Consider the following 15,505-nt stretch of genomic DNA (forward strand, 5'->3'; position numbering starts at 1 on the left):
GGCTAGTCCGCCCGGCGCCAGCCGCCGATCACTCGGCTGTCCGGGCCGAACAGCACCAGCCGGTCATGGTCGATCAGGTAGCGATAGGCGTTTTCCAGCATATCGGTGACGCGCTGCGCGTCGTCAAGCGCCGGGCAGGCCTTGCGCGTGGTGGCAAGCTCCTCGACGTTGATGCGCTGCTTGTCGCCAAGTGAGGCCTTGCCGGTAAAGCGGTTGCAGCCGTCGCTGCCGCTGATGCGGCCGTCCGGCGCGATGCGAAAATACGCCGGCTCGGGCAGCGTCAGACGCTCATGGGTGCCCAGCAGCAGCAGGTTCCAGCGCTTGCCTACCGCCTCGCCGCTGAGCGGTTTGGCGCTGCCCGGCTGCTCGGGCGCCGGGGCCGGCGGAGCGCTGGAACAGGCGGCCAGCAGCGTGACGGCCGCCGCCAGACCGGCGCCCGGCCAGCGGCGAGCCAAAACGGAGGGTTTCGAAACGGGGGGCATCATGGGCTTTCCTCGGTGCGCCACCTACCAGCTGCCGGTGTTTTCCATGGAAGCCCAGGGCTCGGCAGGGGCCAGCGGCTCACCCTTTTGCAAAAGCTCCACCGAGATGCCGTCCGGAGAGCGCACAAAGGCCATGCGGCCGTCCCGGGGCGGGCGATTGATGGTCACGCCGTTATCCTGCAGGTGCTGGCACAGGCCGTAAACGTCGTCCACCTCATAGGCCAAGTGGCCGAAGTTGCGCCCGCCGTCGTAGGTTTCCGGGTCCCAGTTATGGGTCAGCTCGATTTCCGGCGCCTGCTCTTGCGCCGAGCGGGTTTCGTCTTCGGGTGCGGCCAGAAATACCAGGGTAAAGCGGCCCTTGTCGTTGTCTTTGCGGCGCACTTCTTTAAGGCCCAGCAGGTTGCAGTAAAAATGCAGCGCAGCGTCCAGGTCGCTGACCCGAACCATGGTGTGCAGATAGCGCATAAATCACCTCAACGATAAAAACATGACCGGCCCGAGGCTAACGCTGCTGCCGGCGCTTAACAAGCTCAAGGCGCGATGCCTTCGCCGCAGCCGCTGTACTGCTCGCCGTCGATGGACAGCGTAACGCGTGCCGGGTACGGCTTGGCGCTCATGTCGTCAAAGCAGGCGGCCGCTTCAACGCGCACGCGGAAAAACCGCCCGGCGTCGGCGTTTCTCAGCACCACGCGCCCGGCGTCGTTGTCCATCACGCTGACCATATAGGGCAGCGTCTCGACGGTGTCGCCGTAGTCGGTGGCAAGCTCAAGCTCGGGCGTTTGGTTATCCAGCGCGACGGTCCAGCCCGGCTCGTTGCCGTGGGCAAAAAACATCACGCCGGGATGCTCGTCCCGGGTGCGCGCGTCGCGCCTGTGCGCCAGCCGGCATGTGAGCTGGCCGCGCGGGGTTTCCACCTGGGCCTTGTCACCGCGGTTCCAGAAGCTGATCTCGCCGTTTTGATAGCGCGCACCGCTGGCCACCACCGCCTGGGGCAGCTGCCAAGCGCCGTGCAGCGACCACAGCTTGAGCGTTTCGTCACCAAAGGCGGTGACCAGGTGCTGGTTGGCCGGCGCGCAGCGCCAGGCTTCAAAGCGCTGGGCCTGTCCGGGAAACAGCGCCGACGGCAAAAGCGGCGCGGTGGACACAGCCTCTGACGGGCGGCTTTCTGGGCGATCCGCCATCAATGCAGAATCCGCCGGCGCCACGCCCGACGACGCGCAGCCGCTAAGCCATAGGGCACAGGCCAGGGCCACCGGCCAGCGATAGTGATAGATTCCCATGCAGTCTCCCTGTCTTTTTGTGCTGACATCCTCCTCTTTCTGCGCGCTTCGCGTCTTAGAAAGAGGTTTGACGCGCTATTGAATCAACGCCGATTGCCGCACCCCTTCAGGCCTGCTTATAGCGCTTCAGGTCGTCGGGGTTGAAGCTTTCCACCTCGGCGGGCAGCGCAAGGGCTTCGCGCTTGAGCTTGACCTGCATTTTTTCCGCCAGCCGTTCGGCGTCGTCATCGGTGGTGCGCCCGTTAAGCTCGGCCAGCTGCGCCATGCCCTGGTGGTAAAAAGTAAGCACGTCCAGCGCCGTGCGATCATCGTGCTCAACGGCGCGTCGCAGCGGGGACAAATAGCCGCTGATCTGGCCCAGATGGTGCTTGAGCTGCCAGGCATAGCGCACTTCATTCATCCAGGGGCGGTCCTTGAGCACGGCAAACATCGCACTGGTGGCCAAAAGCCCCAGCGCCACGCCCAGGGCGTTAAGCATAAGGCTTGAGCCAAAGGCGGAGGTCAGTATCAGCGCAAACAGCACCCCCAGCACGGCGAACTGCCCGGCCATCAGCAGGGTGATAATACGCGATTTGCGCCGAAAGGCGTGGGGGTCTTGCTGCTTGAGGGTAAAACGCGCCATGAGCGGCCTCTTGAGTGTGAGCGTGTCGCCGGGCACCCATGATACGGCGCCCGGCCGCACAAACAAACCGCCGGCCGCTTGCCGGTGTCAGGCCAGCCGCTCGGCGGCCGTTTTCAGCAGCCGCTCGGTGGTGTCCCAGCCGATGCAGCCGTCGGTAATCGAAACGCCGTGGCGCAGCGCGCCGGGCACCAGCGGCTGCTTGCCTTCGTGCAAAAAGCTTTCCAGCATCAGCGCGGCCAGGTTCAGGTTGCCCGCCTCGCGCTGGGCGAGCACATCAAGCATGACCTCGCTTTGGCGGCGGTGGTCCTTGCACGCGTTGGCGTGGCTGCAGTCGACCATCAGCCGCGGGTTCTGCCCGGCGCTTTCCAGCGCCGCCGCCGCCGCCTGCACGTGCTCCGCCCGGTAGTTGGGCGCACCGCTGCCGCCGCGCAGCACCAGGTGGGTATGCGGGTTGCCCGACGTTTGCGCCATCACCGGGCGGCCGGCGGCGTCCATGGCGAAGTGCCGGTGCGGATGCGCCGCCGCGCCCATGGCGTCAACGGCGACCTGAACGCCGCCGCTGGTTGCGTTTTTAAACCCCACCGCGGCGTCAAGGCCGCTGGCAAGCTCGCGGTGCAGCTGGGATTCGGTCGTCCGCGCGCCGATGGCCACCCAGCTGAGCAGATCTTCCAGATACGGCGCCAGCATGGGCTGCAAAAGCTCGGTGGCCACGGGCAGGCCGCACTCGGCTACGTCGCGCATCAATGCACGAGACAACGCAAGCCCCCGGGCAATATCGCCGCTGCCGTCAAGGTCCGGGTCGTAGGCAAGGCCTTTCCAGCCCACGGTGGTGCGGGGCTTTTCTACGTAGACGCGCATCACCGGCACGATCTGCCCGGCGAGCTCATCACTGAGCCGCGCCAGGCGCTCGGCGTACTCCATCACCGCACGCGGGTCGTGGGCCGAGCATGGCCCCACCGCGACCAGCAGGCGGGGGTCGTCGCCGGACAGAATGCGCTTGACCGAGGCGCGCCGGGCGTTGATCTGTGCGGCCAGCGCCGGGCTTAGCGGGTACTCGGCGTGAAGCGTGGCCGGGGCGGGCAGCGGCTGCGGGCCGGCGGGGTCGGCGTCGGGCGCCGTTTGCGGGGCAGTCGCGGTCTTGAGCATCGTGGCAGTGGCATTCATCGGTTATCGCTCCGTCGGAAAGGGACATCGTGGGCTCTTGCCACCGTCATGAACGCGGCCGGAGGTGGCAGCTGCTGCCGGCCGCGCGGGGCTAAATCGCCAGCCGTGGCCATACGCCGGGTACCCGTTGTCGACAAAAAAGGCGATGTAGGCCGGTGCGCGGTCGGTCATGACGAAGCTCCTGATGAAAAATATCCGATGAAGAAAAAACGTATCGCGGTGCTGCTGCCTAAACGCAAAAACCCCGGCGGGCGGCCCACCGGGGTTTTACATGGCGGGCCACCCGTTGGGGGTGCCCGTTGGCGCGGCTCAGTCGCCGGCCACGGCCACCCCCTGGCTAAACCAGTAGCTTTCGCCGTACGCATAGACAGACGCGGTGCGCGGCACCGATACATCGCCTGGCAGGTTGAAAAAAGCAGCGGTATGCATGGGGGTTGTCCGTTGAGTCAAGCAGCCGGAATAAAACGTGGTCAGCCCAGCGTAGCCCGAAGGCCGGCTGGCTGGCAAGCGCTTGTTTAGCCGGTGAACGTTAAAATCCAGCCGATGGTGGCCGGCAGGCAAGCCATGCCGACCAGCACAACCAGCCCCATCACGATGGCAAAAAAGCCGCTGTTATCATAAGAATGTTCGTTGTGGGCCATACCCGCCTCCTTGTTTCACTCACTTGATGCGCCGCGTATCCGGCCGGCGTTTCCCGATTTTTTGCGCCGGCGACACTCGCTGCGCGGCGTCGCTACGCGGCCAGTCTAGCAAATTCCGGGGCGGCGTTTCAGGCTTTCTGCCGGCCGCACTGCTGTCTTGTCAGGCCTTACGGCTCTAAGCCTGGCGGCGCGGCGCGTAGCTGAACACGTCGGAAAACACCCGGGTCTGATCGATGCCCTTCTCTGCCAGAATGTCCAGGCAGGCATACACCATCCCCGGCGAGCCGGACAGATAGACATCGCAGCCGGCCGGGGTTAGCGGGGCGTCTTCGAGCACCTCATCGATGCGCCCCTGGTGATGCATAATACGCTCGCCGTCGGCCAGCGGCTCCAGCAGCGCAAGCTCGGTCACCGCATGAAAGGTAAAATGCGGATACGTCTGCGCCCAGCGCGTGGCAAGCGGCTCCAGGTAGAGCTCGCGATGCTCGCGAACGGCCCACCAAAGCTGGATGTCGCGCTCGGGGTTTTGCGCAAGCGCGGCTTCTATCAGCGCTTTCATCTGGGCAAAACCGGTGCCGGCGGCAACCAGCAACAGCGGGCGCGTGCTGGACATATCCAGCACGCAGTCGCCGCCGGGCAGGCGTACGGTGAGCTTTTGCGCTACCTGCAACAGCTCGCGCAGGCGTGCGGAGTTGCTGCGCTCGGGCCAGTGCTGCACGTGAAGCTCCAGCCGACCGTCGTCGCGGTCGCCGCTGGCAATGGAGAACGGCACCCAGGTACTCTCATCCAGCTCAAGCTCCAGATACTGCCCCGGCGCATGGGTGAGCGCCTCGGCACGCCCTTCCAGGGTTACGCCAAACACATCAGAGTTGAGATCTTCCACTTCGCTGACCCGGCAGGTCATCGTCCTAGCACTCATGCAAACCTCTTGTTCAGCGCCTTATCCAGGCGATGCGACGAAATGTGTGTCAATGATCACCGCCGCTGCGCGCAGGCGGTAGCGGAATGCCGATGCCAAGCGATGCCCAGCGCTTGTCTACCCGCGCCTTGACCGCGCTGTCCATGGCGATGGGCTCGCCCCACTCGCGCTGGGTTTCGCCGGGCCATTTGTTGGTGGCATCAAAGCCCATCTTCGAGCCAAGCCCTGATACCGGCGAGGCAAAGTCCAGGTAGTCGATCGGCGTGTTTTCCACAATGGTGGTGTCTCGGGCCGGGTCCATGCGCGTGGTCATCGCCCAGATCACGTCTTCCCAGCGCCGGGCGTCAACGTCGTCGTCGAGCACCACCACAAACTTGGTGTACATGAACTGGCGCAGAAAGCTCCACACGCCCATCATCACGCGTTTGGCGTGGCCGGGATACTGCTTTTTCATGGTCACCACCGCCATGCGGTAGGAGCAGCCCTCCGGCGGCAGGTAGAAATCCACGATTTCGGGGAACTGCTTGCGCAGAATGGGCACAAACACTTCGTTGAGCGCCACGCCCAGAATCGCCGGCTCGTCCGGCGGGCGGCCGGTGTAGGTGGAGTGATATATCGCGTCCCGGCGCCGGGTCAGGCGCGTCACGGTGAAAACCGGGAACGTGTCCACCTCGTTGTAGTAGCCGGTGTGATCACCGAAGGGGCCTTCCGGGGCCATGTCGTCGGGGTAGATAAAGCCTTCGAGGATAATCTCGCTTGATGCCGGCACCTCAAGCTCGGCGTGGCCGCATTTGACAAGCTCGGTGCGCGAGCCGCGCAAAAGCCCGGCAAAGGCGTATTCCGACAGCGTATCCGGCACCGGGGTGACCGCGCCGAGAATGGTGGCCGGGTCCGCGCCCAGCGCCACCGCCACGGGGAACGGCTCGCCGGGGTGGGCCTTTTGAAACTCCTTGAAGTCCAGCGCCCCGCCGCGGTGGGACAGCCAGCGCATGATCAAACGATTCTTGCCGATTTTTTGCTGGCGGTAGATGCCCAGGTTCTGGCGCTCTTTATGCGGGCCTTTGGTGACCACCAGCGACCAGGTCACCAGCGGGGCGGCGTCGCCCGGCCAGCAGTGCTGAATCGGCAGGCGGTCCAGGTCGACGGCGTCGCCCTCTTCCACGACCTCCTGCACCGGGGCGCGCTTGACCGTTTTCGGCCCCATGCTCAGCGCCTGGCGGAAAATCGGCAGCTTCTGCCAGGCGTCTTTCAGGCCCTTGGGCGGGTCAGGCTCTTTTAAAAACGCCAGCAGCTTGCCGATCTCGCCAAGTGCGGCGACCGAGTCTTCGCCCATGCCCATGGCCACCCGCTCGGGCGTGCCGAACAGGTTGCCCAAAAGCGGCATATCGTGGCCTTTGACGTTTTCAAACAAAAGCGCCGGCCCGCCGGCGCGCAGGGTGCGGTCGCAGATTTCGGTGACTTCAAGATAGGGATCGACCTGGGCGGAGACGCGAACCAGCTCGCCTCGGGTTTCCAGCGTCTGGATAAACTCGCGCAAATCGCGGTATTTCACGGCGGGCCCTCTTCTCCTTGGCGCTCGTTGGCAGTTAGCGCCCTAGCGGCGCTTCATGGCCTCGAAGAACTCCAGGTTGGTCTTGGTGTCCTTGAGACGATCGATGAGAAACTCGGTAGCGCCGATATCATCCATCGGATGCAGCAGCTTGCGCAAAATCCACATGCGCTGCATTTCGTCTTCCGAGGCGATCAGGTCCTCCCGGCGCGTGCCGCTGCGGCGAATGTTGAACGCGGGGAAAACGCGCTTTTCGGCCAGCTTGCGGTCCAGATGGGCTTCCATGTTGCCGGTACCCTTGAACTCTTCGAAGATGACCTCGTCCATTTTCGAGCCGGTATCGACAAGCGCGGTGGCAAGAATGGTCAGGCTGCCGCCCTCTTCGATGTTGCGCGCGGCCCCGAAAAAGCGCTTGGGCTTTTCCAGCGCGTGGGCGTCCACGCCGCCGGTGAGCACCTTGCCCGAGCTTGGCACCACGGTGTTGTAGGCCCGGGCCAGGCGGGTGATGGAGTCGAGCAAAATCACCACGTCCTTTTTGTGCTCGACCAGGCGCTTGGCCTTTTCGATCACCATTTCGGCGACCTGCACATGGCGCGCCGGCGGCTCGTCAAAGGTCGAGGCCACCACTTCGCCGCGCACGGTGCGCGACATCTCGGTGACCTCTTCCGGGCGCTCGTCGATGAGCAAAACGATCAGGTGGCACTCGGGGTTGTTGCGCGTAATCGAGGTGGCGATGTTTTGCAGCATCAGCGTCTTGCCCGCCTTGGGCGGCGACACCAAAAGCCCCCGCTGGCCCTTGCCGATGGGGGCGGTGAGATCGAGGATTCGCGCGGTCAGGTCCTCTTTCGAGCCGTTGCCCATTTCCATGCGCATGCGCTCGTCGGGAAACAGCGGCGTAAGATTCTCAAAGAGAATCTTGTGCTTGGCGTTTTCCGGCCGATCAAAGTTGATCTGGCTGACCTTGAGCAGGGCAAAGTAGCGCTCGCCGTCCTTGGGCGGGCGGATCTTGCCGGCGATGGAGTCGCCCTTGCGCAGGTTGAAGCGTCGAATCTGCGACGGCGAGACGTAGATATCGTCCGGGCCGGCCAGATACGAGCTGTCGGCGCTGCGCAGAAAGCCGAAACCGTCTTGGAGAATTTCCAGCACACCGTCGCCGTAGATGTCCTCGCCGCTTTTGGCGTGCTTTTTGAGGATGGCGAAAATGATGTCCTGTTTGCGCGAGCGTGCCAGATTGTCGATGCCCATCTGACGGGCGATATCGAGCAGCTCGGGAACGGATTTTTGCTTGAGTTCGGTAAGATTCATCGGTGTGTTAGAACGTTGCTCATGAAAGCGAGGCGCCGGGCGCCGCAGAGAAGAAAGGAGGCGTGGCAGTGATGCGCCGTATGATGCGTTCAGATCCCGACAGGACACGCGCTCGATATGCAAAAAGCCTGACTGACCCGAACGCATCGGATTCAGCTCAACCATTCACTCCTGATTTCCAGGCCGGCGCTGGGCGGGCCGGACTCACGGGCTATCTGACGACTTGGACAGCTGGCCGGCTTTACCCTTGTGCAGCACCGCTGCTGCGCCGATCCGCCGTGAATCTGCGTTGAAAGGCGTAAACGTCAAGCGCCCTAGCGCTTTAAAAACGAGAAAACGCCCGGCTCGGCGTCAATGGGGTTGGGTAAAGCCTGAAATGATTGACGTAACGCCTGCTGCGCTGATGCCGGTATGCAAGAGACTGGCCGGAACTCATGGGGCTGGTCGCACGGGATAATCCGTTGCCGGACATCTCTGGCGCTTTGGCCCTGTTGCCATGAGCAACCGCCGGTGGCCTGCGCTACCGGGCTGTGCGTTATTTCTACTCAAACCAGTAGGCGGATGGTAGTCAAGCCCTGCGGCAAACGCAAGCCTTGGCCAATTGACAATCCGGCGGGGGCCACGCAACCTTGCCCGGACCCACCGGAAGGACAGCCCATGCCCAAGGATACGCCTCTTGCCACCGCTGCCGGCCGCACCGAATCGCTTTGCCAGCCGCGCGCCGGCCGGCACATTGCCGCCATCGACCTTGGCTCCAACAGTTTTCACCTGCTGATCGCCCGTGTTAACGGCGCCCGGCCGCGCATCGTCACCCGGCGCGGGGTCAAGGTGCAGCTGGCCGCCGGGCTGGATGCCAACGGCAACCTTGACGATGCCGCCCAGAAGCGCGGCCTTGCATGCCTTGAACAGTTTGCCGCCATGCTGGAGCGCGCCGCCTGCTCGCAGCTGCGCATCGTCGGCACCAGCGCGCTGCGCGAGGCCGGCAACCGCCATGTCTTTCTCGAGCGTGCCGCCGCGCTGCTGGGCGATTCTGTAGAGGTGATCAGCGGGCGCGAAGAGGCGCGGCTGATCTATCTTGGCGCCGGCCACGCGCGCCCGTGCCGCGGGCGGCGCCTGCTGGTGGATATCGGCGGCGGCTCAAGCGAATGCGTGATCGGCCACGCCATGACCCCGCAGCTGCTGGAAAGCCTGCCTATGGGCTGTGTGACCTTTTCCCGGCGCTTTTTCCCCGACGGCGCGCTGAGCAAGGCGGCCATGGCCGCCGCCGAACAGGCCGCGCTTGAACGGCTTGCAACCGTCCAGGCGCGCTATTGCCGTGCCGGCTGGGACGAGGCCGTCGGCACCAGCGGCACGCTCAAGGCGGTGGCGCGCGTGATGCACGCGTACGGCGACAGCCGCGAAAAAGGCCTGATCACCCGTCCCGGGCTTGAGCGGCTGCGCGCCCGGGTGCTGCGCTCTTCTCGGATCGATACGCTGGCGCTCAGAGGGCTCAAGGCCAACCGCGCGAGTATTTTTCCCGCCGGCGTTGCCCTGGTCAGCGCGATCTTCACCGCCTTTGACCTGCAGCGGCTGCGCTTTGTCGACGGCGCCCTGCGCGAGGGCCTGCTGTTGGACATGCTCCATCAGCACCGCGGGCCGTGCGATCGCTGAGCACCGGCGGTAAAATGCCAGCCAGCGGCCTGATACAGGCGCCTATTGGGCGCGCTGAGCGCAGCCACGCAGGTATCACCCGCCCACAGCACGATCACCGCCTGCCGCTCCCAGGGCGGCAGGCCGGCCTCGGCCAGCAGCCGTTTCAGGTCGCGCCGGCCGCGCCCGGCCAGCTCAATAACCTCGCCGCCGCGGCGCCAGCAAGCGGTTAGCGGCCGTGTCGCTTGTGCCGGCGCTGCCACCAGGGCGACATCCAGATCCCCCAGCGGCGTAGCAAGCGGCGCACGGCCGTCCCAGCTTGTGCGCCAGCTCGGCGCTTTTGCCCTGTGCGCTTCAGCCAAAAGATACAGCCGGCCGCGCCACAGCCGCGCACAGGCGCCGGGCCAGGCAACGTACACCTGCGCGTCCGGCGCCGCGCACAGCTGCGCCAGCAGCGTTTCCAGCCGGCGCCTGGGCGGCGTGGCAAGCCCCCGCCGGCGGCAGAAAGTACGCACCAGCAGCCGCTGGCGGGGCCTGTCTCGCGCGGCAAGTGCGGCGGCGTCAAGCTGCTCGTCGCCGATCTGCAGCGCGGCGAGCTCTTCGGCGGCGTAGGCTTCCAGCAGCGCGTCGGCGTCCTGCATATGCTCGGCGGCGGCAACAAGCGAGCGCTCGGCGTGGGGCCAGCGCGCCTTTAAAACGGGTAGAACCCGGTGGCGCAGGTAGTTGCGCTCAAAACGGGTATCGGCGTTGGTTGGGTCATCGCACCAGTCGAGCCGGCCTTCATCTGCCAGCGCCTGCGCCGCCGCGGCAAGCTCTGCCTGTGGGGTACCAAGCCAGGGGCGGGCCAGGGTCACTCCGCGGTATTGGCGCTGAGCGGGCATGGCCGCCAGCCCGCGCACGCCGCTGCCGCGCAGCGCGGCCAGCAGCCAGGTTTCGGCCTGATCGTCGCGGTGCTGGGCAAGCCACAGCGTATCGCCGGCCGGCACCTGTTCGGCAAAGGCGGCGTAGCGGGCCTGGCGGGCTGCACCTTCCACGCCCTTGCCGCAGGCGTTGACCTGTGCGTACACCACCGTCAAGGGCACGCCAAGCCGCCGGCAAAGGGCGCGGCAGTGGCGCTCGAAATCGTCAGCGGCGGCCTGCAGGCCGTGATGGACGTGCAGCGCATGCAGCGCAGTGCTCCCCGCGCGGCAGACCTCGGCGGCAAGGGTCAGCAAAAGCGTCGAATCCATGCCGCCGGAAAGCGCTACCCAAACGCCACGCCCCGGCGAAACCTCCGCCAGGGCGCGTTCAAGCAAAGCTTGCGGAGAGCGCTTATGCGGCGGGCGCGCCATAGCTCATCAAGCGTGCGTAGCGGCGCTCCAGCAGCGTGTCCGTGTCCAGCGCCTCCAGCCGCTCCAAGCTCTGCTCCAGGGCGTTTTTTACGCGCTCGGCGGTTTGTTCGTGATAGCAGTGGGCGCCGCCCAGCGGCTCTTCAATCAGCGTGTCGACAAAGCCCAGCTCCTTGAGGCGCGTGGCGGTAATGCCCATGGCCTGAGCGGCGTCGGAAGCCTTTTCCGCGCTCTTCCACAGAATCGAGGCGCAGCCTTCCGGCGAGATCACCGCGTACGTGGAGTGCTCCAGCATGGCCAGCTCATCGCACACGCCGATGGCCAGCGCCCCGCCGGAGCCGCCCTCGCCCACCACGGTGGATACGATCGGGGTTTTCAGCCGCGACATGACCGCCAGATTGTGGGCAATGGCCTCGGACTGGCCGCGCTCTTCGGCGTCGATGCCCGGATAGGCGCCGGGGGTGTCGATAAAAGTCAGCACCGGCATCTTGAAGCGCTCGGCCATTTCCATCAGCCGGCAGGCCTTGCGATAGCCTTCCGGGCGCGGCATGCCGAAGTTGCGCCGCACCTTCTCCTTGACGTCGCGGCCTTTCTGGTGGCCGATGACCATGACCGGCCGGTCGTTGAGCCGCGCCACCCCGCCGACCAGTGCGGCGTCGTCGGCAAAACGGCGATCGCCGTGGAGCTCGTCGAAATCGGTGAAGACGTGCTCCAGATAGTCCAGCAGGTACGGGCGCTTGGGGTGGCGCGACAGCTGGGAGACCTGCCAGGGGGTGAGATCCTTGAAGATAGACTCGGTCAGCTTGCGCCGCTTGGCCTCCAGGCGTTCGATTTCATCGGCCAGATTGACCTGGCTGTCGGAGCTGACCAGCCGCAGCTCTTCTATTTTTGCCTGCAGCTCGGCAATCGGCTGTTCAAAATCGAGGTAGTTGGGATTCATGGACGTCGCCTGTAAAAAACCTGTAGAAAAAGCCAGAGAAAAAGCAAACCGTATCGATCGAGCGTTTCAGCTCGGCATTATCGCAGCTTGAATCAACCACGCAAGACAGCCGGCCTGCCGGCGCCGGCTCAGTCGTAGCGCAGCTTGACGCCCACTTGGCCCTCAACGTCGCCAAGCGCCAGCAGCAGTTCATCGTTGGGGGCTACGCGCCAGCTGTCATCCAGGGCCAGCCAGGCCGTGGCGTCCGGGTGGCGATACTGCAAACGCACCGGCAGCCCGCCGGTATCGCGGTACGGCGTCAGACTATCACGCAGGCTGTCCACCAGACGACCGTTGACCCGGCTGGCATCCAGTGCCAGATCCACGGATTTGCCGAAACGCACCCGCGCCGCCGTCATCGGCGTAACGTCCTTGCCGCGCAGCTTGACCCCGCCGGAGTAGTCGTCGGTGGCCACCTCGCCTTCGACGATGATGACCTGATCGGTTTCGATCTGGCCGCGCACAGCGTCGTACAGCTCGCCGAACAGGGAAGCCTCAACGCGCCCGGTGCGGTCGTCCAGGGTAATAAAGGCCACGGTGTCGCCGCGCTTGGATTTCATGGTGCGCATACCCACCACCAGCCCGGCCACGCGCTGGGGCTCCCGGGACGGGGTAAGATCGCGAATGCGAGTGGCGACAAAGCGCGCCAGTTCGCGCTCGTATTCGTCGATGGGGTGGCCGGTGAGATAAAGCCCCAGCGTGTCTTTCTCGCCGGCGAGCCGCTGGCGATCGCGCCACGCACGCACGCCGCGATAGTCGGCGTAGACGTCCAGGTCTGCCGCCGGGGCGAAGGCCTCGCCGAACATATCCACCATGCCTGCGCTCTGATTGGTGTGATTCTGGGCGGCGGCCTTGAGGGCATCTTCCGTGGCGGCGGCCAGCACCGCCCGATGCGGCCCCAGGTTATCCAGCGCGCCGGCGCGGATCAGCGCCTCCAGGGTGCGCTTGTTGATACGCTTGGGATCAAGCCGGCGGCAGAAATCGAACAGGTCGCTGAAAGCGCCGCCCTTTTCTCGGGCCTCGACAATGGCGCCGATGGGGCCTTCGCCTACCCCGCGAATCGCGCCCAGGCCGTACACTACGCGGCCGTCTTCATCCACGCTGAACTTGTAGGTGCCGACGTTGACGTCCGGCGGCGTCACCGTAAGCCCCAGGTGGCGGCACTCTTCGATCAGCGGTACGACTTTATCAAGGTTGTCCATTTCGGTGGACATCACCGCCGCCATGAACGGCCCCGGGTAGTGCGCCTTGAGCCACGCCGTCTGGTAGGACACCAGCGCGTAGGCCGCCGAGTGCGACTTGTTAAAGCCGTAGCCGGCGAATTTCTCCACCAGATCAAAGATGTTGCCGGCCAGGTCTTTGTCGATGCCGTTTGCCGCGCAGCCTTCCATGAAGCCGGCGCGCTGCTTGGCCATCTCTTCGGGCTTTTTCTTGCCCATGGCCCGGCGCAGCATGTCGGCCTGGCCCAGCGTGTAGCCGGCCAGCACCTGGGCGATCTGCATCACCTGTTCCTGATACAGGATGATGCCGTAGGTCGGCGCGAGCACGGGTTTCAACAGCTCGTGCTGGTAGTCCGGGTGGGGGTAGGACACCTCGGCGCGGCCGTGCTTGCGGTTGATAAAGTCGTCCACCATGCCCGACTGCAAAGGCCCCGGGCGGAACAGCGCCACCAGCGCGATCATGTCGTCCAGCGAGTCCGGCTGCAGGCGCTTGATCAGCTCTTTCATGCCCCGGGATTCAAGCTGGAACACCGCGGTGGTTTCGGCCTTTTTGAGCATCTCGAAGGTGGGCTTGTCGTCCAGCGGGATGGCGTCGATGTCCAGCGCCGCCTGGCCGTTTACGGCGCGCACCTTGTCGACCATTTCCAGCGCCCAGTCGATGATGGTCAGGGTGCGCAGGCCGAGAAAGTCGAACTTCACCAGGCCCGCGTCTTCGATGTCGTTTTTGTCGAACTGCACCATCAGCCCGGAGCCGTCTTCGTCGCACAGAAGCGGCGAAAAGTCGGTGAGCTTGGTCGGTGCGATCACCACCCCGCCGGCGTGCTTGCCGGTACCCCGGGTGATGCCCTCGAGCTTGAGCGCCATCTCCCAGATTTCTTCGGCCTCGTCGTCGGCCTCGATGAATTCCTTGAGCGCGGGCTCGGCCTCGATGGCCTTGGCAAGGGTCATGCCCACGTCAAAGGGAATCAGCTTGGAGAGCTTGTCGCCCAGCGAATACGGCTTGCCCTGGGCCCGGGCCACGTCGCGCACCACGGCCTTGGCCGCCATGGTGCCGAAGGTGACGATTTGCGACACCGCATCGCGCCCGTAGCGCTCGGCGACGTAGTCGATCACCCGGTCGCGCTTTTCCATGCAGAAGTCGACGTCAAAGTCGGGCATGGAGACACGCTCGGGGTTCAAGAAACGCTCGAACAGCAGATCGTACTTGAGCGGGTCAAGGTCGGTGATCTTCTGGGCGTAGGCCACCAGTGAGCCGGCGCCGGAGCCGCGCCCCGGCCCTACCGGCACGTCGTTGTCCTTGGCCCACTGGATAAAGTCCATCACGATCAGAAAATAGCCGGGAAAGCCCATCTGCAGGATGATATCCAGCTCGAAATCCAGCCGCTCGCGGTAGCGCGCGTCGATCTCGCGCCAGGCGTCGCTGTCGCGCGGATGCTCGGCCGGCGGGTAGAGGAAATCCAGCCGCTCGGTGAGCCCGTCGTGGGAGACCTTGCGGAAATACTCGTCCTGAGTCATGCCCTCGGGAATGGCGAATTCGGGCAGAAAAATCTCGCCCAGGCGCACGTCAACGCTGCAGCGCCTGGCAATCATCACGCTGTTTTCCAGCGCCTGGGGAATATCGGCAAAAAGCTCCGCCATTTCTTCCGGCGTCTTGAGGTACTGCTCTTCGCTGTAGCGCTGCTCCCGGCGCGGATCGGCAAGCGCCTTGCCCTCGCCGATGGCCACCCGGGTTTCGTGGGCCCAGAAGTCGTCGCGGTCGATAAAGCGCACGTCGTTGGTGGCCACCACCGGCGCGCCCGTGGCAAGCGCCAGCTCAACGCTTGCGTGCACGCAGTCTTCCTCCAGCGCCCGGCCGGTGCGGGTCAGCTCCAGATAGAAGCGCCCGGGAAACGCCGCCTGCCACTGCTCCAGCTGTTTGCGGGCGTCGCGCTCGTGGCCGGCCAGCAGGTGGCGGCCAACGTCGCCTTCGCGGCCGCCGGACAGCGCAATCAGCCCGCCGCTTTGCTCAAGCACCCAGCTTTTTTGCACCAGCGCCCGGCCCTGGTGTTGGCCTTCGACCCAGCCCCGGGAAATCAGCTTGGTTAAGTTGCGATAGCCCGTTTCGTTCATCGCCAAAAGCGTCAGGCGATACGGGTGGGCCTCGTCGTGGGGGTTGGCCAGCCACAGATCCGCGCCGATGATGGGCTTGAGCCCGGCCCCCTGGGCGGCGGTATAAAACTTGACCAGCCCGAACAGGTTGGCCTCGTCGGTAAGCGCTACCGCCGGCACATCGCGCTCGGCGGTAGCGCTTACCAGCGATTTCAGCTTGACCAGACCGTCCACCAGAGAAAACTCGCTGTGAACGCGCAGATGAACAAAGGGCACTGTCATGGGAGTCTCGCTAAAAC

Annotated in this window: 13 protein-coding genes; 1 reads left to right on the forward strand and 12 read right to left on the reverse strand. The window is 65.0% G+C overall.

The genetic code is table 11. The annotated features are described in order from the left end of the window. Positions 1 to 2 precede the first annotated feature (2 nt). From ABD654_RS11660 to rho, 9 genes are all read right to left on the reverse strand, one after another. Positions 3 to 485 (reverse strand): META domain-containing protein, encoded by a 483-nt coding sequence (locus ABD654_RS11660; protein ID WP_344705055.1) that lies wholly within the window; start codon positions 483 to 485, stop codon positions 3 to 5. Positions 486 to 506: 21 nt separating this feature from the next. Beyond that, complete coding sequence (gloA, locus tag ABD654_RS11665; RefSeq protein ID WP_344705056.1) at positions 507 to 947, reverse strand: lactoylglutathione lyase; 441 nt, start codon at positions 945 to 947, stop codon at positions 507 to 509. Between the two features lie 65 nt (positions 948 to 1,012). Further along, positions 1,013 to 1,762 carry an MliC family protein gene (locus ABD654_RS11670; RefSeq protein WP_344705057.1) on the reverse strand — a complete coding sequence of 250 codons (750 nt, stop codon included), beginning with the start codon at positions 1,760 to 1,762 and terminating at the stop codon, positions 1,013 to 1,015. Positions 1,763 to 1,868: 106 nt separating this feature from the next. Then, complete coding sequence (locus tag ABD654_RS11675) at positions 1,869 to 2,384, reverse strand: DUF3087 family protein (protein ID WP_344705058.1); 516 nt, start codon at positions 2,382 to 2,384, stop codon at positions 1,869 to 1,871. 87 nt (positions 2,385 to 2,471) lie between these two features. Next, a complete protein-coding gene (locus ABD654_RS11680; protein WP_344705059.1) occupies positions 2,472 to 3,548 on the reverse strand; it encodes a 3-deoxy-7-phosphoheptulonate synthase in 1,077 nt (358 codons plus the stop codon). A 515-nt stretch (positions 3,549 to 4,063) separates the two neighbouring features. Next, on the reverse strand, positions 4,064 to 4,189 hold the full coding sequence (locus ABD654_RS11685) for a hypothetical protein (protein ID WP_344705060.1): 126 nt from the start codon (positions 4,187 to 4,189) through the stop codon (positions 4,064 to 4,066). 175 nt (positions 4,190 to 4,364) lie between these two features. Next, entirely contained in the window at positions 4,365 to 5,108 is a 744-nt protein-coding gene (locus ABD654_RS11690; RefSeq protein ID WP_344705061.1) for an NAD(P)H-flavin reductase, read from the reverse strand. Positions 5,109 to 5,157: 49 nt separating this feature from the next. Further along, positions 5,158 to 6,660, reverse strand: coding sequence for a 4-hydroxy-3-polyprenylbenzoate decarboxylase (ubiD, locus tag ABD654_RS11695; RefSeq protein ID WP_344705062.1), 1,503 nt, complete (start codon positions 6,658 to 6,660; stop codon positions 5,158 to 5,160). Between the two features lie 42 nt (positions 6,661 to 6,702). Continuing rightward, complete coding sequence (gene rho, locus ABD654_RS11700) at positions 6,703 to 7,962, reverse strand: transcription termination factor Rho (RefSeq protein ID WP_344705063.1); 1,260 nt, start codon at positions 7,960 to 7,962, stop codon at positions 6,703 to 6,705. Positions 7,963 to 8,619: 657 nt separating this feature from the next. Between rho and ABD654_RS11705 the strand changes: the two genes are divergently transcribed. Beyond that, positions 8,620 to 9,612 carry a Ppx/GppA phosphatase family protein gene (locus ABD654_RS11705; protein WP_344705064.1) on the forward strand — a complete coding sequence of 331 codons (993 nt, stop codon included), beginning with the start codon at positions 8,620 to 8,622 and terminating at the stop codon, positions 9,610 to 9,612. Here ABD654_RS11705 and tilS read toward each other — a convergent pair. From tilS to dnaE, 3 genes are all read right to left on the reverse strand, one after another. Next, positions 9,585 to 10,922 (reverse strand): tRNA lysidine(34) synthetase TilS, encoded by a 1,338-nt coding sequence (gene tilS / locus ABD654_RS11710; protein WP_344705065.1) that lies wholly within the window; start codon positions 10,920 to 10,922, stop codon positions 9,585 to 9,587. The two genes, ABD654_RS11705 and tilS, sit on opposite strands and share 28 nt — an antisense overlap. Beyond that, the gene (locus tag ABD654_RS11715; RefSeq protein ID WP_344705066.1) at positions 10,903 to 11,859 is read right to left on the reverse strand and encodes an acetyl-CoA carboxylase carboxyltransferase subunit alpha; all 957 of its coding nucleotides are present in this window, start codon (positions 11,857 to 11,859) and stop codon (positions 10,903 to 10,905) included. Before ABD654_RS11715 ends, tilS begins: the two co-directional genes overlap by 20 nt. Positions 11,860 to 11,987: 128 nt before the next feature. Then, entirely contained in the window at positions 11,988 to 15,488 is a 3,501-nt protein-coding gene (gene dnaE, locus ABD654_RS11720; RefSeq protein WP_344705067.1) for a DNA polymerase III subunit alpha, read from the reverse strand. Positions 15,489 to 15,505: the final 17 nt, after the last annotated feature.

Source organism: Halomonas cibimaris (assembly GCF_039537045.1).
In the GTDB taxonomy this organism is placed as follows: Bacteria; Pseudomonadota; Gammaproteobacteria; order Pseudomonadales; family Halomonadaceae; genus Vreelandella; species Vreelandella cibimaris.